At 37.9% G+C, this 20276-nt stretch carries 14 protein-coding genes; 10 read left to right on the forward strand and 4 right to left on the reverse strand.

The window, feature by feature from the left end:
* Positions 1–394: 394 nt before the first annotated feature.
* The 3 genes from I6E72_RS02845 to I6E72_RS02855 form a co-directional block, all read right to left on the reverse strand.
* Positions 395–802 carry a phosphate ABC transporter substrate-binding protein gene (locus tag I6E72_RS02845; RefSeq protein ID WP_024590963.1) on the reverse strand — a complete coding sequence of 136 codons (408 nt, stop codon included), beginning with the start codon at positions 800–802 and terminating at the stop codon, positions 395–397.
* A 12-nt stretch (positions 803–814) separates the two neighbouring features.
* Positions 815–1945, reverse strand: a complete 1131-nt coding sequence (locus I6E72_RS02850; RefSeq protein ID WP_197110997.1) for a porin — start codon at positions 1943–1945, stop codon at positions 815–817.
* A 1019-nt stretch (positions 1946–2964) separates the two neighbouring features.
* Positions 2965–3555 (reverse strand): LuxR C-terminal-related transcriptional regulator, encoded by a 591-nt coding sequence (locus tag I6E72_RS02855; RefSeq protein WP_165721603.1) that lies wholly within the window; start codon positions 3553–3555, stop codon positions 2965–2967.
* A 408-nt stretch (positions 3556–3963) separates the two neighbouring features.
* Between I6E72_RS02855 and I6E72_RS02860 the strand changes: the two genes are divergently transcribed.
* From I6E72_RS02860 to purF, 10 genes are all read left to right on the forward strand, one after another.
* Positions 3964–6186 (forward strand): TonB-dependent receptor, encoded by a 2223-nt coding sequence (locus tag I6E72_RS02860; RefSeq protein WP_197110999.1) that lies wholly within the window; start codon positions 3964–3966, stop codon positions 6184–6186.
* Between the two features lie 265 nt (positions 6187–6451).
* A complete protein-coding gene (locus I6E72_RS02865) occupies positions 6452–7573 on the forward strand; it encodes a 4-phosphoerythronate dehydrogenase (protein WP_197111001.1) in 1122 nt (373 codons plus the stop codon).
* 48 nt (positions 7574–7621) lie between these two features.
* Positions 7622–8638, forward strand: a complete 1017-nt coding sequence (locus I6E72_RS02870; RefSeq protein WP_007586655.1) for an aspartate-semialdehyde dehydrogenase — start codon at positions 7622–7624, stop codon at positions 8636–8638.
* Between the two features lie 354 nt (positions 8639–8992).
* Positions 8993–13258 (forward strand): FimV/HubP family polar landmark protein, encoded by a 4266-nt coding sequence (locus I6E72_RS02875; protein WP_197111003.1) that lies wholly within the window; start codon positions 8993–8995, stop codon positions 13256–13258.
* Between the two features lie 148 nt (positions 13259–13406).
* On the forward strand, positions 13407–14204 hold the full coding sequence (gene truA / locus I6E72_RS02880; RefSeq protein ID WP_007584098.1) for a tRNA pseudouridine(38-40) synthase TruA: 798 nt from the start codon (positions 13407–13409) through the stop codon (positions 14202–14204).
* Between the two features lie 140 nt (positions 14205–14344).
* Entirely contained in the window at positions 14345–15220 is an 876-nt protein-coding gene (gene accD / locus I6E72_RS02885; protein WP_007376856.1) for an acetyl-CoA carboxylase, carboxyltransferase subunit beta, read from the forward strand.
* Positions 15221–15245: 25 nt separating this feature from the next.
* Positions 15246–16511, forward strand: coding sequence for a bifunctional tetrahydrofolate synthase/dihydrofolate synthase (gene folC, locus I6E72_RS02890; protein ID WP_024590974.1), 1266 nt, complete (start codon positions 15246–15248; stop codon positions 16509–16511).
* A gap of 11 nt (positions 16512–16522) precedes the next feature.
* Positions 16523–17164: an SPOR domain-containing protein gene (locus tag I6E72_RS02895; RefSeq protein WP_024590975.1), complete on the forward strand. Its 642-nt coding sequence runs from the start codon at positions 16523–16525 to the stop codon at positions 17162–17164.
* A gap of 195 nt (positions 17165–17359) precedes the next feature.
* The gene (locus I6E72_RS02900; RefSeq protein ID WP_007376853.1) at positions 17360–17854 is read left to right on the forward strand and encodes a CvpA family protein; all 495 of its coding nucleotides are present in this window, start codon (positions 17360–17362) and stop codon (positions 17852–17854) included.
* An 18-nt stretch (positions 17855–17872) separates the two neighbouring features.
* Positions 17873–19399, forward strand: a complete 1527-nt coding sequence (gene purF, locus I6E72_RS02905; RefSeq protein ID WP_007580920.1) for an amidophosphoribosyltransferase — start codon at positions 17873–17875, stop codon at positions 19397–19399.
* 116 nt (positions 19400–19515) lie between these two features.
* Here the strand turns inward: purF and I6E72_RS02910 are convergent, their stop codons facing one another.
* Positions 19516–20115, reverse strand: a complete 600-nt coding sequence (locus I6E72_RS02910; RefSeq protein WP_007580923.1) for a Yip1 family protein — start codon at positions 20113–20115, stop codon at positions 19516–19518.
* Between the last annotated feature and the right edge of the window lie 161 nt (positions 20116–20276).

Raw genomic sequence — 20276 nt, forward strand, 5'->3', positions numbered from 1 at the left:
TAGTTAACCGCTGACTGGCTTTTTTGTTTGGATATCTGGTTTGACATACCTAGTATATGTCCACTCTCGCTTTATTAGTAATATGTGATGCTCTACTTTAGCTTACTATTGCTCTATTTATTTAGGGATGCTCCCTGAGTTCTCAATAAACATAGTCTGAATTAAGTTAATAATATTAATTGCACACGTCGTAACACTCAGTTGACAGAAGTCTTCTGAATTGGGTGCGTAGCTATTGGCTAGAGAAAGTGTTGTAGTGGGTTGCAAAAAAAAGGCCTCTGAATAAATTCAGAAGCCTTCATAAAGGAACCCGAAGGCCGGTTTATCGATTAGTTAAATATTTCTCAACCTATCTGTATTAACCTCTGGGTGGTTTTTTATATCAATTTCACTGCTAAAAGGTCGCAATAACTTTTACTTTATCGGTCACTTTAGCGCTATCAACATAGCCAATTGCATTTCCATTAGCTGCAACAAAATCAATAACAGCTTGGTCAGATGTTAGTTTTTCAGGCGGGGTACCTTTACCTGTAAATACAAGCTTTGACCAATATGCATTTAACTGACTGCTAGACTTACCCACTACTTTGTCGTTAAATTCATCAGCTACAGATGTACCGTCTTGATTTATAGGATTAACTTTATCGCCATTACTAAATGACTTACTTTTTCCCAGATAAATCTTTTTTATTGTGTCAGCATCTACAGAGCTAGCATTGCTTGGATTAATAATCACAGCAACTTCTGCAAATACATTAATTGAGCACAATGAAAGTGCACTTACTAAAATTAATTTTTTCATCATAAGCTCCAATTAAAAGACAAGATCTACACCAACAGCTACAACATCCGTCTCTGTATCAGTTATGTCATCTTCAAAACGACTAAAGTCGATCTTGAAAGCAGCGGAAGGATGAAAATCATAACGTGCACCAATTGTGTATACGTTACTTTGTGCACGAAGACCTTCAAGAGCACCATTTACAGCTGAATTTAAGGTTGGTATTGACTCAATGGTATTAAAACGTGATGAGTCATGTTTGTCATCATTATCTTCATAAGTAAAATGAACAATTACACTGTCAATACGGTAACCAACTGATGCGTAATACTGTGACTGTTCTGGTAGTATACTGTCTTCAACCTCAAATTGCGTATATTCGGCATCAAACAAAAAGTTTTCATAATCAACAGAAAAACCAACGCCAACGAAGCTCGTTTTATCTTCTTCAGTGATTAGGTCATTCGCAGTATTAGTTAAGCCACTATCAGACAATACACTTACGAGACCAATTAGGCCGCTATCCTCTGATGAAATGCTAGTGTCGGCTACAATGTATGCAGCTCGCGCACTGAACCAGTCGTATGATAGACTCCAGTTTATACCGCCTAAATTATTTAATTCAGCAGGTAATTCTGTTCCAAATACGTCAATATCACCATCGAATGCACCATAAAAGCCTTGAAGCGTAGAATCCCAATCACCCAATTGAGAGCTGTAAACTACACTAACTCCTTCATAAGTTGAAAATGGGATACCGTATACTGATTTTGGCGGACGTACCCAGCGATAAGCATAACCTACATCCAAGAAATCAGAATACTTGTAAAAAGGAACACGCATTTTACCAGCGCTAAATTGCAGTTCATCGCTGTATTCATAAGTAACGTATGCCCATTCGAATGTAGCGTCAAAGTCATCCTCTCCACGCGCAATAATTTGAGCCGTAGCTGTTAGCTTTTCATGTAGGTCTGCAGATAATTGTAAAGCGAATTTACTCTCATTTTTAAAAGAGATATCGTCATCATAGCCGTACAAAGTACTGTCACTATCCAGACTTTTACCACCGACAATTGATGCAAAACCATTAATTCTTACCTCAGCACTAGCATAGCTAGATGCTAAAACTGCACATACAGCCACTGCTACAGATAGCTTTTTCATATGTTGTTCCTATTTGTTATTTAAATGTTGATTTCTTTATTAGTATAAGTGCATAACGAGTATTTATCTAATAAACAGAATGGTTTAAGGTTTTTATTTAATTTTTAGTCAATATTATTTTGTTTTTTAAATTAATCAGGTGAGAATGTTTGTGTTTAAAAATGTTTAGCCCTGTCTTCGGGTATAAAAATATGCCACCTGTAACTTATTTTTATAATTTTATCTGTAAGCCATCAGAGCTGTATTTACTGCTACATAAAGTTGCTATTACTTAACTCTATGTATTTCACACAAGTTACTTGGTTTAAATGTTTATATTTTATGTAAATATATAGTCGAAATTATTAATAAGTAAAGTTAGCTATAAGCAAATGGCAACTTTCTAAACGGAAGTTTTAGTATAGGATTAAATTTGTCTTAGCGAGGTTGTTCAAAGGAAATGGCGCGGATGAAGAAGCTAACTTGGTTTTTATTATGTTGCTTTGCAATGAATGCATACAGTTACGATGAAGTAAGTCTTTTGATAGGTTATATCTCGCTATTTAGTGTCTCCATTACACAAAATAATACTTTGCAGTTCTATCAGATGACCTCGTGAGTATAAAACTAGTGATTAATTGAAATTCACCTATGGAGAGTCAATGCATTCTGAAAGTGGTGGCCTTCGTTATCAGTAATTACTACTCTAGGGCCTGGCCCAGTATTTGCTGGAGATCTGAAAGTTTGTGGGCCGGGCCACTGCTTTGTACAATAAGTAATATCAATACCTTGTAATTATTCAGGTATTAATAAGTAGTAAGGAGAAAAGTATAATTTTTATTTGCAGTATTAAGTTCGAAAAAGTGGGTTTTTGATATTGACTCGACATGAAAGGCACTTCCAGAGTGCTGTTTAAGAAAAGAAAGTTGCTGGTTGTATAGGGTATTTAAGTGGGGCCAACTTTTACTTTATGCTTTCAGTTGAAATAATAATTCAGAGTCAAAGTCGAGTAGACACAATAAGGTTTCAAATAAGCTCGCTTAACTATTGATCTTATTTAAGTTTTTTTGACACCAAAGTAATGCTTGTTGCTTATTTTTTACAGCAATTTTTTGGTAAACCTTGTGTAGGTGGACGCGAACAGTAGCTTCACTTATAAATAAAGTGTCGGCAATTGCACTTGAATGTAAGCCAGAAAATAATAAGTTTAATACTTTCATTTCCTTGCAGGTTAAGTTGTTTGATTGCAGCGTAGTTTGTTGTTCACTCGCTAGCATTTGCCTCATCCAATCATCGGTTACTGCACGAGGGAACCATAACTTTCCTTGTTCAATGGCTTCTAATCCTTGTTGAAGTAGTACTTCGTCAGTACCTTCGTAAAACAATCCTTTTAAATTTGGCCACTCTTTTAATGCTAGTACATCGCAGTCTTTTGGGACATCAAAAATTACCAGTCCTTGGTGACCATTTTTTAGCATGAATTGATTAATAAGTTCATAATTGGTAATGACGTTTAAAGCTTGATAATTAACAAGTAAAACGTTGAAGTCAGCTGCAACACAAAAAAGTGAAGTGTAATTTGGATTTGTGAAGCATTTGAGGCTTTTATCAGCTGTGTTTTCGATATTCATAATATTCTATCCATAGACTACATTTTAGTACTATATTCTTATTTTTAGTTAATTTCAATGGTAGGAGAATGTGTTGTAGCTCTTTTTTTATACACTAAAGTACATGTGTAAAGTACGTTTTATGTGCTTTTTAAAATTGTATTTATGCGGTTTTTTGTTTTAAAACAGCTTTTTAGTTAGGTTGATATTAATGTTCTTTATTTATGATAATCCACCTAAAGCTAACAATGCCTGAATCACTTTTATTCTTTATACACTTATTTAAATATTTTATACATTTCTTCACAATTCTGTCATATAATACCCATCCAGAGGAAAGATGCATTACGCATCTTTTTTTATGCCTGAAATTTATACTCTTAAGTATAAATGTATAACTAAATCACACGGTATCCTTTGGAGAATATTTTGAAATTACGTAACCTCTCACAGTTAAGTCTAGCAATTTTTGTTGCACTCACTACCTCTGTAAACGCCGAAGAAACTAAAAAAACAGCTAAACAAGACGCATTTGAAAAGATAGAAGTCACAGCTCGTAAACGTACAGAGAGCCTGTTTGAATCTCCAACCGCTATCACTTCAATTGGCGCTAACCTAATTGATAAAGCCAATATGAGTAACCTAGAAGATATTGGTAAATATGTTCCAAATTTAAATATTACCCGCTATGGCGTGGGCAATTCTGCGCATGCGTCTGTATTTATCCGCGGTATAGGTTTGCAAGATCACATAATAACTACCGATCCGGGTGTGGGTGTGTATCTTGATGGTGTGTACTTAGGTCGCCAAATGGGTTCTAACTTATCATTACCTAATGTTGAGCGTGTTGAAGTGCTTCGTGGCCCGCAAGGTACTTTATATGGTCGTAATACATTAGGTGGCGCTGTAAATGTAATTACAAAGCAACCTGGTGATGAAGGTATTGTTACTACTACAGCTAAGCTGGGAAGTCGTGGGCGTATTGCCGGTGATGTTTATTTTAATAACTCACTAACAGATGATGTAAGTATGTCTGCAAGTGCATCGTACAAAACACGTGATGGTGTGGGCGAAGCTGTTAATTTAGCAAACCCAGAAAAAGAAATTGGTGAAGAAGAAGAATTTAGTGGTCGTGTTGCACTTAAATGGCAAGCAAATACCGACTTAGCATTCACTTTTTCTTTAGATGGTGTTGATAACGAATCTGGCCAATCGCCTTATACAATTGAATTGACAGACCCACTAGACTCAAATGATGTTTTTAATGGCGACTTCCCATTATTGACTCAAGATTTAATTCCATCAGACCCTGATGATTTAGGCACAACTGTTGCGGGTATTGAATCTACCTCTTACTCAGGTTGGGGCACATCGTTTTCAGCCGATTGGGCAATTAACGATACTTTTACTACTAAGTTTATCTCAAGTTACCGTACATCTGAGTATGAAGGTGGCCTAGATGATGATGCATCACCTTTAAACTTGTCTGAGTTTCCAGAGGAGGGCGGTGCTGATCAATACTCTTTTGAAGTTCAGCTAAATGCAACATTCGATAATATGGACTTTGTATCTGGTCTTTACTTTTTTAATGAAGATGGCTTTACACGTTCAGGCCCATTTGTATTCAGCCCATTTAATACACCTAATGGCTTGTTGAATGATGGTGTAACAGAATCATTTGGCGGTTACGGCGAATTTGAAATTAACCAAGAAACTAATTCGTATGCAGCATATATAAATGCCAGCTACGATTTAACTGACGATTTAACGGTTGGTGGTGGTCTTCGTTATTCAAAAGATAAGAAAGATGCAAATGCTATATTCCCATCATTTCCAACTCGTAAATATGTAAGTGCAGATTTTGATGCGGTTACGTGGGATGTAAATGCATCTTATCAGCTTAGCAATAATATGAATGTTTATGGCCAGATTCAAAAAGGCTATCAAACAGGTGGTTTTCCACCGCGTCCATTTGGTGGACCAGATCAATTTGTATCGTTTGACGAAACAAAAGCGATTAACTACGAAATGGGCTTAAAAGGCCAAGTACACGAAAATGTATCTATGATGCTTGCGGTATTTGTGACTGATTACACCGATTTAGCATTACCGTTTTCAGATCCAACAGCGGGTGGTGGCTTTGTAACAATTGTAGAAAATGCGGGTCAATCTAAAGCGCAAGGTATTGAGCTTGAAACAACTGTTGCTATTACCGATGACTTTACTATTCGTAGTGCAGTTGGTTATTTAGATTCTGAAATAACAGAAGTGGCTGAGGGCGTACAAGGCATAGGTAAAGGCGATTCACCAGCACTGACGCCACGCTGGACTGTCATGGTTGCACCTTCTTACTTTATGGATTTAGAGAGTGGCGCAACACTTGCGTTTAATGCTAATTATTCGTATCGCAGTGAAATGCAAGGTCAATCAGTTTACAACCAAAGTGAGACCATTGATTCTCGTGAACTAGTTGGTTTTAATATTTCGTACACTAATCCATATGGCGATATGGAAGTTACACTGTATGGTGAAAACGTTCTAAACGAAGTTTACGATGTTGGTCGCCTACAACAATCAGGTTTTGTTGGGGTAATGCGCAGTAATGACCGCAGTGAATTTGGTTTGAAATTCAAAAAAGATTTTGAGCTATAAACTAAAATCAAGTAAATAAAATTCAATGTAATTGACGTTTATTTTTCATAATAAAGGCCGAATCATGCTGTGATTCGGCCTTTATATATTCAATAGTAAAATTATTATCCACATAATTTAAATCCCTAATTTAAATTGCTGATTTAAAACAATCAACATAACCACTTTTAAGTATTTGTATCAGCTAAAATGCGCCTTTTTAGTTTGTGTAAAGGCTTGGTTGTTCGTTACAATGGCGCCACTTAATTGCCAAACGGACTCAGTGATGAAAATTCTTGCCGATCAAAATATGCCTTTAGTTGAGCAGTACTTTGCAGACTTTGGTGAGGTTGAGCGTTTTGATGGTCGTAAATTAATGCCTGAACAATTAATAAATGTAGATGTACTCCTTACTCGTTCAGTGACTAATGTTAATCATGAACTATTGGCACAAGCTAACAAGCTGAGCTTTGTGGGCACTGCCACAATTGGCATTGACCATATTGATACGCAATTACTACATGATAGAAATATTGCTTTTACCAGTGCTCCTGGTTGTAATGCAGTTGCTGTAGCTGAATATGTAATTAGTAGTTTATTTGCATTAAGCCAAGAAAATGCGCGCCCATTGTGTGGTCAAACAATTGGTATTGTAGGAATGGGTAACATTGGCACGTGTTTGTCGCAAAAATTAAAAGCATTAAATGTCGACGTACTGTTATGCGATCCAATTAAGCACGAACAGGGCTTACTACAAGAGCATGTAGCGCTTGATGAGTTATTAGCGCAATCAGATGTTGTTACTTTTCATGTTCCACTTATTAAAAGTGGCGAGCACAAAACGCTGCACATGATGAATAAAGAGCGATTACAAGCACTTAAACCAGGAACCACGCTAATTAATGCAAGCCGAGGCGACGTAATTGATAATCAAGCATTGCTTGAGGTAATGGAAGCTGGGGCTGATTTAGATATAGTACTTGATGTATGGGAAAAAGAGCCCAATATTCTAACTGAATTACTAGAGCATGTGCGTTATGCCAGTGTGCATATCGCAGGGCATACACTTGAGGGGAAAGCACGAGGTACACAAATGTTGTATCAAAAATTGTGTGACCTAAAAGGTGTAGAGGTGAGTAAATCGTTGGATGATTTTTTACCAATACCTGCTATTACAAATGCAACTGTTACGCAAAGCCTAAGCGAGCAAGATATTGCCCGTTTGGTGCATTTAATTTATGACGTACGCCGCGATGACGGAATTTTACTTCGTCATTTAGAAGGTGAGGGCTTTGATAGTTTACGTAAAAACTATCCGGTAAGGCGAGAATTTAGCACCTTATTCCTACAAGGTGATAGCCCACAACTAGCAGCACTTAGTCAACTTGGCTTTAGCATAGCTAAATAATTATTTAACTAACGATGTTGTTTTAATGTCGTTTATAGAGGAAGAAATATGTCGCAAAAATATAACGTTGCCGTACTTGGCGCTACTGGTTTAGTAGGCCGTCAAATCATTGAAACGCTAGCAGATCGTAAGTTTCCTGTAGATCAGCTTTTTTTACTTGCGAGCAGCCGCAGCGCAGGTGAAGACATAAAGTTTCGTGGTGAGACCATTGAAGTACTTGACGTTGAAGGCTTTGATTTTAGCCAAGCGCATATAGGTTTGTTTTCTGCTGGTGGTAGTGTATCTGAAAAATATGCTCCTATTGCTGCTGATGCCGGCTGTATTGTAATCGATAATACATCGCACTTTAGAAATGATTTTGAAATCCCACTAGTGGTGCCAGAAGTTAATGCTTCAAGCCTAGCTGATTTTAGGAATCGTAATATTATTGCTAACCCTAACTGTTCAACTATTCAGATGATGTTAGCACTTAAACCAATTTATGATGCTTACGGAATAGACCGTATTAACGTATCTACTTACCAAGCTGTATCGGGCGCAGGTAAAGAAGCGGTTGATGAACTTGCAAAGCAAACAGCTAACTTGATGAATGCACGCCCTATGGATAATAAAGTATTTCCAAAGCAAATTGCATTTAACGTTATTCCTCAAATTGATAGCTTTGAGGATAATGGCTATACACGCGAAGAAATGAAAATGGTAAATGAAACTCATAAAATTTTGGGTGATACCACTATTGCAGTAAATCCTACATGTGTACGTGTTCCCGTGTTTTTTGGTCACTCAGAATCAATTAATATTGAAACGCGCATGCCTTATGACTTTGAACACGTTAAGCAACTTTTAAAAGACGCGCCTGGTGTCGAGCTAATTGATGATGAAGGTGATTACCCTACAGCAGTGTCTGACGCTAGTGGTAACGATACTGTTTATATAGGCCGATTACGTGCTGATATTTCTCATCCTCATGGATTAAACATGTGGGTTGTAAGTGATAACACTCGCAAAGGTGCTGCAACTAACAGTATTCAAATTGCAGAAGAGCTTATTGCTAATTACATGTAATAGTTAATAGCGCTGAACACACTTTCGAAGCGGTAAACATTATTTGTTTGCCGCTTTTTGTTTATAGAGCTTGTCAATTTTTTGCCGTTTATTTTTAAAAGTATAAAAACTGATTGATAACACTCAATAAATTAATATTTATAAAGATGTTTTAAGGCATTTATTTTCAAGGTGTTGCGATGGATATTAAGCCTTAACTGGTTTATAGTTTGTAATTGGAATAGAGCTTGCAATAAAAATAGATTGTAATAATAAATGCGAGTCAGTCATTTGGCTGATAACAGCAATAATCAACAATATTTATGCACTTAAGCTTTAAGTGTTTTGTTAATATTTAAATATTAAAGGATCAGCATGCGCGGTTTAGTTACACTTATTATATTAGCGTCTGCATTGATAGTAACGCCAGTTTACTCTCAAGACAGTACCCAATTAAAGGGGCCTAAAGGCGTTGACTATGGTGCGCAAGGGCGATCTATTGGGCCAATTAAACCAACAGACACACTTTGGCGTATAGCGGCTAAAGTGCGCCCAGATAACTCCGTCAGCATTTATCAAGTTATGCAGGCCTTGTATAACAAAAACCCCAACTCATTTTTAGAACAAAATCTTAATCATATTCAAAATGGTGCCTATTTAAAAATCCCTACTTTAGCCGAAATAAAAGGTGTAAATACACAGCTTGCAAAACAACGCTCAGAGCAAGATGATGCATTATGGGAAAAGAAAAAAAATGGCACACTTACGCAAAGCGAAATTATCTCAGCACAAACAAAAGTAACCCAAGCTCGTAAAGTCGACGTAGACGATGCCAAAAAAGAGATACAGAAAGAATTAAATGAAATAAAAACAGAGCAAAGTACTAAGCTGGTTGAGTTACAACAACAATTTAAAAATTCTGTAAGCAATGTAGAAGAAATTTTAGTTGAGAATAATAATCTTAAAAAACAATTATCAGGTATTTCAAACGAACTCGAAAACTTACGCTTACAGTTAGGACAAGACAGTGAAATTCAAAATCAATTAAAAGAACTAATTGTTAAGCAAAATGAGATTATTGCACAACAAAAAAAACAAGAGATAGTACCAAAAGAATCGTTTGATTTAAGCTCATTATTTTCAAATCCGATAGTGCTAGGTTTATTAATGTTTATTCCTGGGCTACTGATTATTTTTGCAATTGTTATGTTTTTACGCAAACGAGCAAGTAATCAAGAAGAGCCACAAAACGATGATGACTTTTTACCACAAACTCCAATTTACACTGGCGATGATGATTTAGGCCCAAGTTTAAATGACGATCCAATTGTACCCGACCCTTTAGATGACTTGAGTGTTCAACTTGATGATAATCTCGAAAATGATATGTTGCCTGATGATGATTTAGATGACGGCCTAGATGATTTTTCAGGTGGTGAAAATTTACTCGATCAGGATGAGCTTGAAAGTCTACTAAGTGATGACATTGTTTTTGATGATGAAAATACCGATGACGATGATGAACTCGATATTTTTATGCAGCAAGGGTTTGATCAACCTTCAGATGAAAACGCTGAAGATATTGATTTAGGCTTATCTGATGACTCAATAAACAATGATGAAATTCTAACTAATGACGATTTAGATAGCTTGTTTGATGAAGACGATAGTCTACCTGAGTTTGATGCACCGCAAACAAGCGAAGCTTTAGAGGATGATAGCTTAGAGTCTCATGATGAAATGGCGGCTTTAAGTGAGGAGCTTGCAGATGATGATAATTTTGATATAGATGAATTATTAGATCAAACATCAACAGAATTAGATACCTCAAATAACACTTCAGCTGAACTTGATACAAGCGACGACTTTGATTTAGACGATATAGATAGCTTAATTGATGAAGCGAATGACCCAAAAAGTGATGTGGCAGATGACTCAATTGATGCAGAGTTACTCGACGAAGATGAACTTTTAGAAGAAAGCGACGATTTTGATTTAGATGACATAGATAGCTTAATTGATGAAGCAGCGGTTGACACTGCAGATGATTCATTAGTTGAGGAAAGCGACGATTTTGATTTAGATGACATAGATAGCTTAATTGATGAAGCAGCGGTTGACACTGCAGATGATTCATTAGTTGAGGAAAGTGATGACTTTGATTTAGACGACATAGATAACCTAATTGATGAGGCAGCAGTTGATACTGCAAATGATTCATTAGTTGAGGAAAGTGACGACTTTGATTTAGACGACATAGATAGCTTAATTGATGAGGCAGCGGTTGATACTGCAAATGATTCATTAGTTGAGGAAAGTGATGACTTTGATTTAGACGACATAGATAACCTAATTGATGAGGCAGCAGTTGATACTGCAAATGATTCATTAGTTGAGGAAAGTGACGACTTTGATTTAGACGACATAGATAGCTTAATTGATGAGGCAGCGGTTGATACTGCAGATAAATCATTAGTTGAGGAAAGTGACGACTTTGATTTAGACGACATAGATAACCTAATTGATGATGAACTAAAAAATTCAGATGTAAGAGATTCAGAAATTGATAATGCATTAGCAGACTCAGTTGAGGATTTAGCAGATGCTCAAGAAGAATTAAATGTTGATGATATTGAGTCGCTTGCTTCATCATTAAATGAAGAGCCTGAACTTACAGAAGAGCCAGAGCTTGAAGAAGAGCCAGAGCTTGAAGAAGAGCCAGAGCTTGAAGAAGAGCCAGAGCTTTTAGAAGAACTTGAGCCTTTAGAAGAGCCTAAGCTTGAAGAAGAGCCAGAGCTTGAAGAAGAGCCAGAGCTTGAAGAAGAACCAGAGCTTGAAGAAGAGCCTGAGCTTGAAGAAGAGCCAGAGCTTGAAGAAGAGCCAGAGCTTGAAGAAGAGCCAGAGCTTGAAGAAGAGCCTGAGCTTTACGATGAGCCAGAGCTTGAAGAAGAGCCAGAGCTTTTAGAAGAACTTGAGCCTTTAGAAGAGCCAGAGCTTGAAGAAGAGCCAGAGCTTGAAGAAGAGCCTGAGCTTGAAGAAGAGCCTGAGCTTGAAGAAGAACCAGAACTTGTAGAAGAGCCAGAGCTTGAAGAAGAGCCTAAGCTTGAAGAAGAGCCAGAACTTATAGATGTAACGGTTGATGATTTTTCAGACACATCAGAGTCGCTTCTTGATCCTGAAGATGCACTTGAAGAATATACAGATGATACTTTAAAGAGCGTTGATGAGCTTTTAAGTGAGCTACAACAGGCCACTGATGACGACTATATAGAAACACCTGATTGGTCTTTAGATGAGCTTGATGATGATCTTGAAGAAATAGAAGTAGATCTTGGTGACGATCCGCTAGCGGGCGACGATGACTCAGATCTTACTGAAATTGAAGAGCAGCTTGATAGCGAGCTTGTAACGCCAAGTGAAGAGTTGGATGAATATCCTGAACTTGAATTAGACGATGATCAATCATTATTAGAGAATGAGCCTTCGTTTGAGCCGCAAGAGCTTAAAGGAGATGCATCGGGTGATGAAAATGCAGTAGCACTTAGTCAAACAGAGAAAGATCTCGCAAATGCGCTTATGGCAGATGGTGATTTAGATAGTTTAGAAGATGATTTTGATGATGAACTATTAATTGATAATGACTTCTCTGAATTAGAAACTGAAACGGAGATTGAAGATGAGTCGCTTGATGATGATTTACTTCAAGAAATTAATAATGAGGTTGATTCTGTTGAACCACCAAGTATTGAAGATGACATCAAACCTCTTAACCTTGATGACGTTCAAGAAACATTAGAAAGTGAGTTGCCATTTACCCCTGAAGAATTACAAGGGGATGATTTAGATGGTGAGGCACCGGGAGTCGCTTCCAGCCAAGCTGAGCAAGATTTAGCAAACGCACTTATGGCAGATGCTGATTTAGATAGTTTAGAAAATGATTTTGATGATGAGATTTTAATTGAAAATGATTTTTCTGAATTAGATGCTGAATTTGACGAAGATAGTTTAGAGCAAGCGCTAACTGATGAGTTATCAGACGAATCGCAAGAGCAAACAAATGCAGAGCGCGAAGCACAGTTAACAAGCTTAGATGAAGTGGGTAGCACTGATATTAGCTCTGACGACGAACTTGATGAAGAGTTTATGTCGAATTTGACGCAAACTGATTTTGATTCATTACTTAGTGAGTTAGCAGAGCCTGAAGAGTTAAGTGTTGATGACAGCAGTGAATTTGATGTTGACTTTGACAGCTTGCTAAAAGAAGACTTAGAGACAGATGATTCATTAACTACAAAAGAGTCACTTGTTGAAGGTAGTGATGTTGAGCAACTTGATAATGACGAATTTGTAGATATCGATTCATTATTAGAAGAAAGTGACGACGCTGAACTTGAACACGAACCTTACACCGACGTTAATATGGATGTCGGTTTGAGTGAGTTTGATGCATTACTTGCAGGTGATAACCCAACGGATGTTGATGCTGAAAGTGGTGGCTACTCAGCTAAACTTGATTTAGCGCGTGCTTATATTGAAATTGATGATTTTGATTCTGCGCTTAAAGTTATTGAGGATGTCATTAACAAAGGTCCTGAAGAAGTTCAAGAGGAAGCACTTAGCTTAAAAGCTAAACTAAAATAATTAAAATGTTTATAAGAACCCGTATCTAGCTTAGCTAAATACGGGTTTTTTTATGTGTATTGGTTTGATTACGACAGGTCTCCTTTTATTGCATCGTTAGATAGCATAAAATGCCTCGTTCATTAGCACAGTAGGTAAAACGGTAATTATGCGAGTAGCACTTGGAGTTGAATACAATGGCGCACGTTATAGTGGTTGGCAGCGTCAATCACATGTAAATAGCGTACAGCAAGAAGTAGAAAAAGCGTTGTCGCGTATTTGTAATCATCCTGTTGAAGTTATATGTGCAGGGCGTACAGATGCTGGTGTGCACGGTACAGGCCAAGTAATACACTTTGAAACGCAAGCCGATCGCGATATGGTCGCATTTACACTAGGTATGAATACTTTAATGCCTAAAGATATTGCTATTCGCTTTGCCCAACCGGTTGCTGATGACTTTCATGCCCGTTTTAGTGCTACAGCTCGTCGTTATCGCTATGTTATTTATAACTCCCCCCTACGAGGTGCGGTATTAAACGAGGGGGTTACGCATTTTCATCATCACCTTGATGAAACAAAGATGCAAGAGGCGTGTCAGTACTTAATAGGTAAACACGATTTCACCTCTTTTAGAGCGATACATTGCCAAGCGAATACACCGACAAGAACAATTCATCATCTGTCGGTACAGCGCCAAGGTACTTACGTTATTATTGATATTAAAGCGAATGCATTTTTACATCACATGGTACGTAATATCACAGGCAGCTTAATGGATGTTGGTTTACATAAACAACAACCTATATGGATAAAAGAGCTACTTGATTGTAAAGAACGCGCAAAGGCCAGTGCTACCGCTAAGGCTGCTGGTTTGTATTTAGTGGATGTTGACTACCCTGAGCAATTTAATATTCCTCAAACACCTTTAGGCCCTTTATTTTTACCTGATATAGATGTGGTATAAGTACTTTTTATGAGCAATTTTAACTACTAAGACCAGTTTTTTATACCGCGTTAGTGTAATTCATGTTTTAATTGAAAAAATTTGTCTGCTAATTGCTATTAGCAGGCTCGCGACACAGAACAGTATTAAGAGAGTTGCAAATGAGTTGGCTAGAAAAAATCTTACCTAAAACGACAAAATCATCAGGTCGTAAAGAAATCCCAGAAGGTGTTTGGGCTAAGTGTACATCGTGTGATTCAATTTTATATAAAGCTGAATTAGAAAAGTCATTAAACGTATGTCCTAAGTGTGACCACCACATGCGTGTTAGTGGCCGTAAGCGCCTAGAGCACTTTTTAGATGAAGGTGATCGTCAAGAGCTTGGTACACAACATGAGCCTAAAGACATTCTTAAGTTTAAAGATTCTAAAAAGTACTCTGACCGTATCAGTGCAGCCCAAAAAGCAAGTGGTGAAAAAGATGCACTTGTAGCTATGAAAGGCCGATTAAAAGGTATTCCAGTGGCAGCGGTAGCATTTGAGTTCTCATTTATGGGTGGTTCAATGGCTTCTGTTGTTGGCGCTCGCTTTGTTGATGCTGTTGATCAATGTTTAGAGCATAACATGCCGCTTATTTGTTTTTCTGCATCAGGCGGAGCACGTATGCAAGAAGCGCTTATGTCGCTTATGCAAATGGCTAAAACAAGTGCTGCACTTGCAAAAATGACGGAAAAAGGTCTTCCATTTATTTCAGTAATGACCGACCCGACAATGGGTGGTGTATCTGCATCACTTGCTATGCTGGGTGATATTAACGTTGCTGAACCTAAAGCGTTAATTGGTTTTGCAGGTCCTCGTGTTATTGAGCAGACTGTTCGCGAAACATTACCTGAAGGTTTTCAGCGTAGTGAATTTTTGCTAGAACATGGTGCAATTGACATGATTATTGACCGCCGTGAAATGCGCGATACCCTTGCACGCATTTTAGCTAAATTTATGAACTTGCCTTCTACGGAACAAGAGCATAGAGTAGCGTAAATTTCAGCTTTACTGATTACACGCTATGACAAAAACAATTCCTAGCCAATCATCAAGCCTTGATGATTGGCTTTTTTATTTAGAAAGTGTTCACCCAGCTAACATTGCAATGGGCCTAGAACGAGTTGCTAATGTTGCCAACAATATTGGCCTTTTAAACACTCCAAGTAAAATTATTCTTATTGCCGGTACAAACGGTAAGGGCACCACTGCACGTTGCTTAGAGTCGCTATTGCTAGCGCAAGGTTTTAGCGTGGGTACTTACGCATCTCCTCATTTAATTCGTTATAACGAGCGTGTACGAGTTAATGGCGAAGAACTGGCAGACCAATTTCATATAGATGCTTTTCACCAGCTTGAGCAAGGCCGTAAAGACACTCCTTTGACTTATTTTGAATATGGTACTTTGGGTGCGTTGGCAATTTTTAAACGCTGTAAGGTCGATTATGTATTACTAGAGGTTGGTCTAGGCGGGCGCTTTGATGCTACAAATATAGTAACTCCCTTTGCAAGCGTGATCACCACTATCGATTTAGATCATAAAGAGTACCTAGGTGATACACGAGAGTTAGTGGCTTATGATAAAGCCGGTATTTTTCGTGAAAATACGCCTGCTATTATAGGGGATTTAAATATTCCTCACACAATGACTGATTACGGCAAAGAAATTAATGCCAATATGACGTTGTCGGGCAGTGACTTTATTTTCAAAGAGAATGCTGAGAGCTTTAATTGGCAATATAAAGAACATAATCTTGTAATAGATAAGCCAGCAATACCGTGTCAAAATGCAGCAACTGCGTTAACTGCGCTAAGTGTTTTAAGCTTATTACCTAGTGAGCAAGTCATACGAAGTTGCCTCGCTAATTTAGTTGTAGAAGGGCGGTTTCAGCAGTTAAGCGCTGAGCCTTTAGTCTTTACCGATGTAGCACATAACCCTGAGTCGGCGCGTTATTTAGCCAATAAGTTATCAAGCTATAAAGATAAAGGCTTTAAAATTCATGCATTAGCCGCTATGCTTGCTGATAAAGATAAAGTGGGTGTACTTAAAGAAGTAAGTCACTTGGTCGATGAGTGGTCATTAGCGAGCTTAAGTGGTCCGCGAGGCGACACTGCAAGTAATTTACAAAATGCGCTGCAGGGTATATCTCATCATAATACTATCAATAGCTATGATAGTGTGGCACAGGCACTGAGTGTAATTTTACCAAAACAACAAAGTGATACTATGTTGATTGTATTTGGTTCATTTTTTACAGTGGCCGGCGCTATTAATTACTTTAAAAAATAGAGAGGATGTCGGTGAACTCAAGTTTTATTAATCGCTTAGTCGGAACAAGTATAGTAGTGATCGCAGCAATTGTGTTTATCCCTAATATACTCGATGGCGAAAAAGTGCATTATAAAGAGGGCTTTAAAGCGATACCTGATCGCCCTGAGTTCAAAACAATCGATCTTCAAGAGTCAATTGATGAAAACATGGCTAATGCTGAGCCACTAAAACAAGATGAAATTGAAGATATTCAAGCTGACGATGAAGCTTTTGAGCAGCAAAACGCTATGGATGAGAGTGACTACGCTGTAGAGAATAAAGTTGTTGAAGCGACTATTGAACCCAAAGCAACACCGATCACTAAGGCACCGGTTCAGGCTAAACCAAAACCTATTGCGCCTCGTAAAAGTGATGAAAACCTAACAAGTATGGCTTACGTTATTCAATTAGGTAGTTTTTCACATGTTGCAAATGTAAAAGCATTACAGGCTAAATTAAAAGTTGAAGGGTTTAAAACGTTTACTAAACCGATTAAAACCCCAAATGGGACGTTAACCAAGGTATTTGTTGGTCCTTCGCTTGATAAAAATGAATTACAAAAGCAGCTTCCCCAGCTGAAAGAGCTTACTAAATTAAATGGTAAAGTTACGCAATACGAAGTAACAAAATAATTAAAAAAAGGCTTGTATCACAAGCCTTTTTTTATTTATTTATATTTGTTTTTACCATTATCTTTATCTCACAATACCCATTCTATAATGTTAATTTTTTGTATTGACTACAACCCAGTAATCTCCCGTTTAAACTTGCATACTAACGATGTTTGGGTATAGAATGCGCCCCAAATTAGCGACTAATTGGTTCTTATGATCTGGGTTGATTACGCCATTATTGGCATCATTGCATTGTCTACCATCATCGGTTTAATACGCGGCTTTGTAAAAGAAGCAATGTCATTAGCGGTATGGGCTGGCGCCTTTATCATCTCTAGCTTATTTTACCAATATTTAGCTTCCTTCCTAACAACCATTTCTGAACCCCTTTTAAGAAATGCTGCGGCCATAGCCATATTATTCTTTGCGACGCTACTGTTAGGCGGTTTACTAAACTATATTTTAGGTGAGCTTGTACATCGTACTGGTTTATCGGGTACCGACCGTGTCTTTGGCATAGTGTTTGGTGCTCTACGAGGCGTGTTGGTCGTGAGCGCGTTACTCTTCTTTCTTGATGCTTTTACTGGTGCACCCAATACGCACTGGTGGGGCAATTCTATTTTGATTCCAGAATTTGGCTTTGTTGTTGAATGGTTCTTTTCGTACCTAGAAAACAACTCGAGCTTTTTAAATTCAGTAAACCGTTAATCGGCGAGGATAAATTACATGTGTGGTATCGTTGGAATAGTCGGAACATCCCCTGTGAATCAGGCGATTTATGATGGCTTAACTGTTTTGCAGCACCGTGGTCAAGATGCCGCGGGTATCATTACCATTGAGAATAATACGTTTAGCTTGCGCAAAGCAAATGGCTTAGTGAAAGATGCCTTTCACACACGTCATATGAAACGACTACAAGGTACAATTGGTCTTGGCCATGTGCGCTATCCTACAGCAGGATCTTCAAGCTCATCTGAAGCACAGCCTTTTTATGTTAACTCACCGTTTGGTATAGCACTTGCCCATAATGGCAACCTTACTAATGCAGAAGCTTTAAAAGAGCAGCTATTCTCTGAAGCACGTCGTCACGTTAATACAACATCAGACTCTGAAATTTTACTTAATATCATGGCACACGAATTAAGCAAATCTGATAAGTTGCATTTAGACCCTGAAGATATTTTTACTGCGGTAACCGAAGTAAACAATAAAGTAAGCGGTGGTTATGCAACTATTGCTATGATTATCGGCCACGGCATTGTTGCTTTTCGCGACCCTAATGGTATTCGCCCACTTGTATTTGGTAAACGCGAAACCGAAAAAGGTACTGAGTACATGTTTGCCTCAGAAAGCGTTGCGTTGAAACCGGACGGTTTTGAGTTTGTACGTGATGTTGCCCCTGGTGAAGCTATATATGTTACAGAAGAAGGTGAATTCCATTCGCTCAGTTGTGCTGATAAGGCATCTTACTCGCCGTGTATTTTTGAATTTGTTTATTTTGCTCGACCTGACTCAACAATAGACCGTATGTCTGTGTACGCAACACGCGTAAACATGGGGACTAAACTAGGCGAAAAAATTGCACGTGAATGGGCTGACAAAGATATTGATGTAGTTATCCCAATCCCAGAAACTTCATGTGATGTGGCACTGGAAATTGCACGTGTACTTGATTTACCGTATCGCCAAGGTTTTGTTAAAAACCGTTATATTGGCCGTACATTTATCATGCCTGGCCAAGAGATGCGTAAAAAATCAGTGCGTCAAAAGCTAAACGCAATTGATCGCGAGTTTAAAGGTAAAAACGTATTATTAGTTGATGACTCAATTGTTCGTGGTACAACATCAGCACAAATTGTTGAAATGGCCCGAGAGTCTGGCGCTAAAAACGTTTACTTTGCATCAGCTGCACCTGAAATACGTTTCCCTAATGTGTACGGTATTGATATGCCTTCAGCAGCTGAGCTTATCGCTCACGGACGTGAAGTTGAAGATATTAATGCAAGTATTGGTTCTGACGGTTTAATCTTTCAATCGTTAAAAGATTTAATTGCTGCGGTTAGCCAAGAAAATCCTGAAATTACTAAGTTTGAAACTTCAGTATTTGATGGCCAATATATTACTGGCGATATTGATCAAAACTATTTAAATCGTATTGATAAGCTACGTAACGATTCAGCAAAAAGCACCCGCGAAAGTGCGATGTCTTCAGGTTTAGAAATACACAACCAAGACGAAAATGAAGCTGATTAATGATTAGTTAATAAAAAGTCGTTACACATAAAAAAAGGAGCTAATTAGCTCCTTTTTTGCGAAGGAAAGAAAGGGAACATTTCTATCAAACACGACTCTTTATTAGGTAAACTTTATTAAGTAAACATTGGGCTAACAATCCCATTAGTCCAAAGCATAGCTGTTACAGCTAAAATAATAACCAGTAATATTAATCCACACGTTACTACCGAGCTGGCGTAAATAAAGCCACGCTCTTCTGGGATATGCATAAGTATTGGTACGCCGGTGTAGAGTAAATAAACCGAGTAAGCCAGTGCAATAATTCCAATACACACTACAAACCAAAGTACAGGCCAAAAAGCGGCGAGTGCCGACATAAACACTGGTGTTGCAGTATATGCTGCAAGTTCAAGTGTTTGTGTAAATGTAGGTTTAGAGCCAAATGTAACCGCCATCCAATGGGCTAAATACGCCAATGCAAAAACACCCGCTATTAATGCAAAATACATTGCACCTGCAATTAGCAGTGCACTATCGTGCGTTAAAAATACGGGATTGCCTGCACCTATACTCCATCCTAAATAAACAGATGAGTAGTAGCCCATTATTGAAGGAAATAAAGCAATCAGTAAAATATGCGACAAACTATAGGTTAAACTTTCATGGCGATTATCTATTGTTTGCCATTCTTCAAGTGGGTGAGCATAAATGCCCCAGAGGTGATTTAGTATCATAGTACTTACTCCATAAAAGGAACGTATTATTGTTTTGGTTGGTTTATTTTTATACAGTCTATGTACAGTTATGGTTCACTTATTTTGCAAAGTCAAGTTAACTCGGTATTAACATTTAGACGCAGATCAGGGCTTTGATTTATCCCAAGCAAAATTTCGTG

Source organism: Pseudoalteromonas sp. NSLLW24 (genome assembly GCF_015864725.1).
Lineage (GTDB): Bacteria > Pseudomonadota > Gammaproteobacteria > Enterobacterales > Alteromonadaceae > Pseudoalteromonas > Pseudoalteromonas arctica.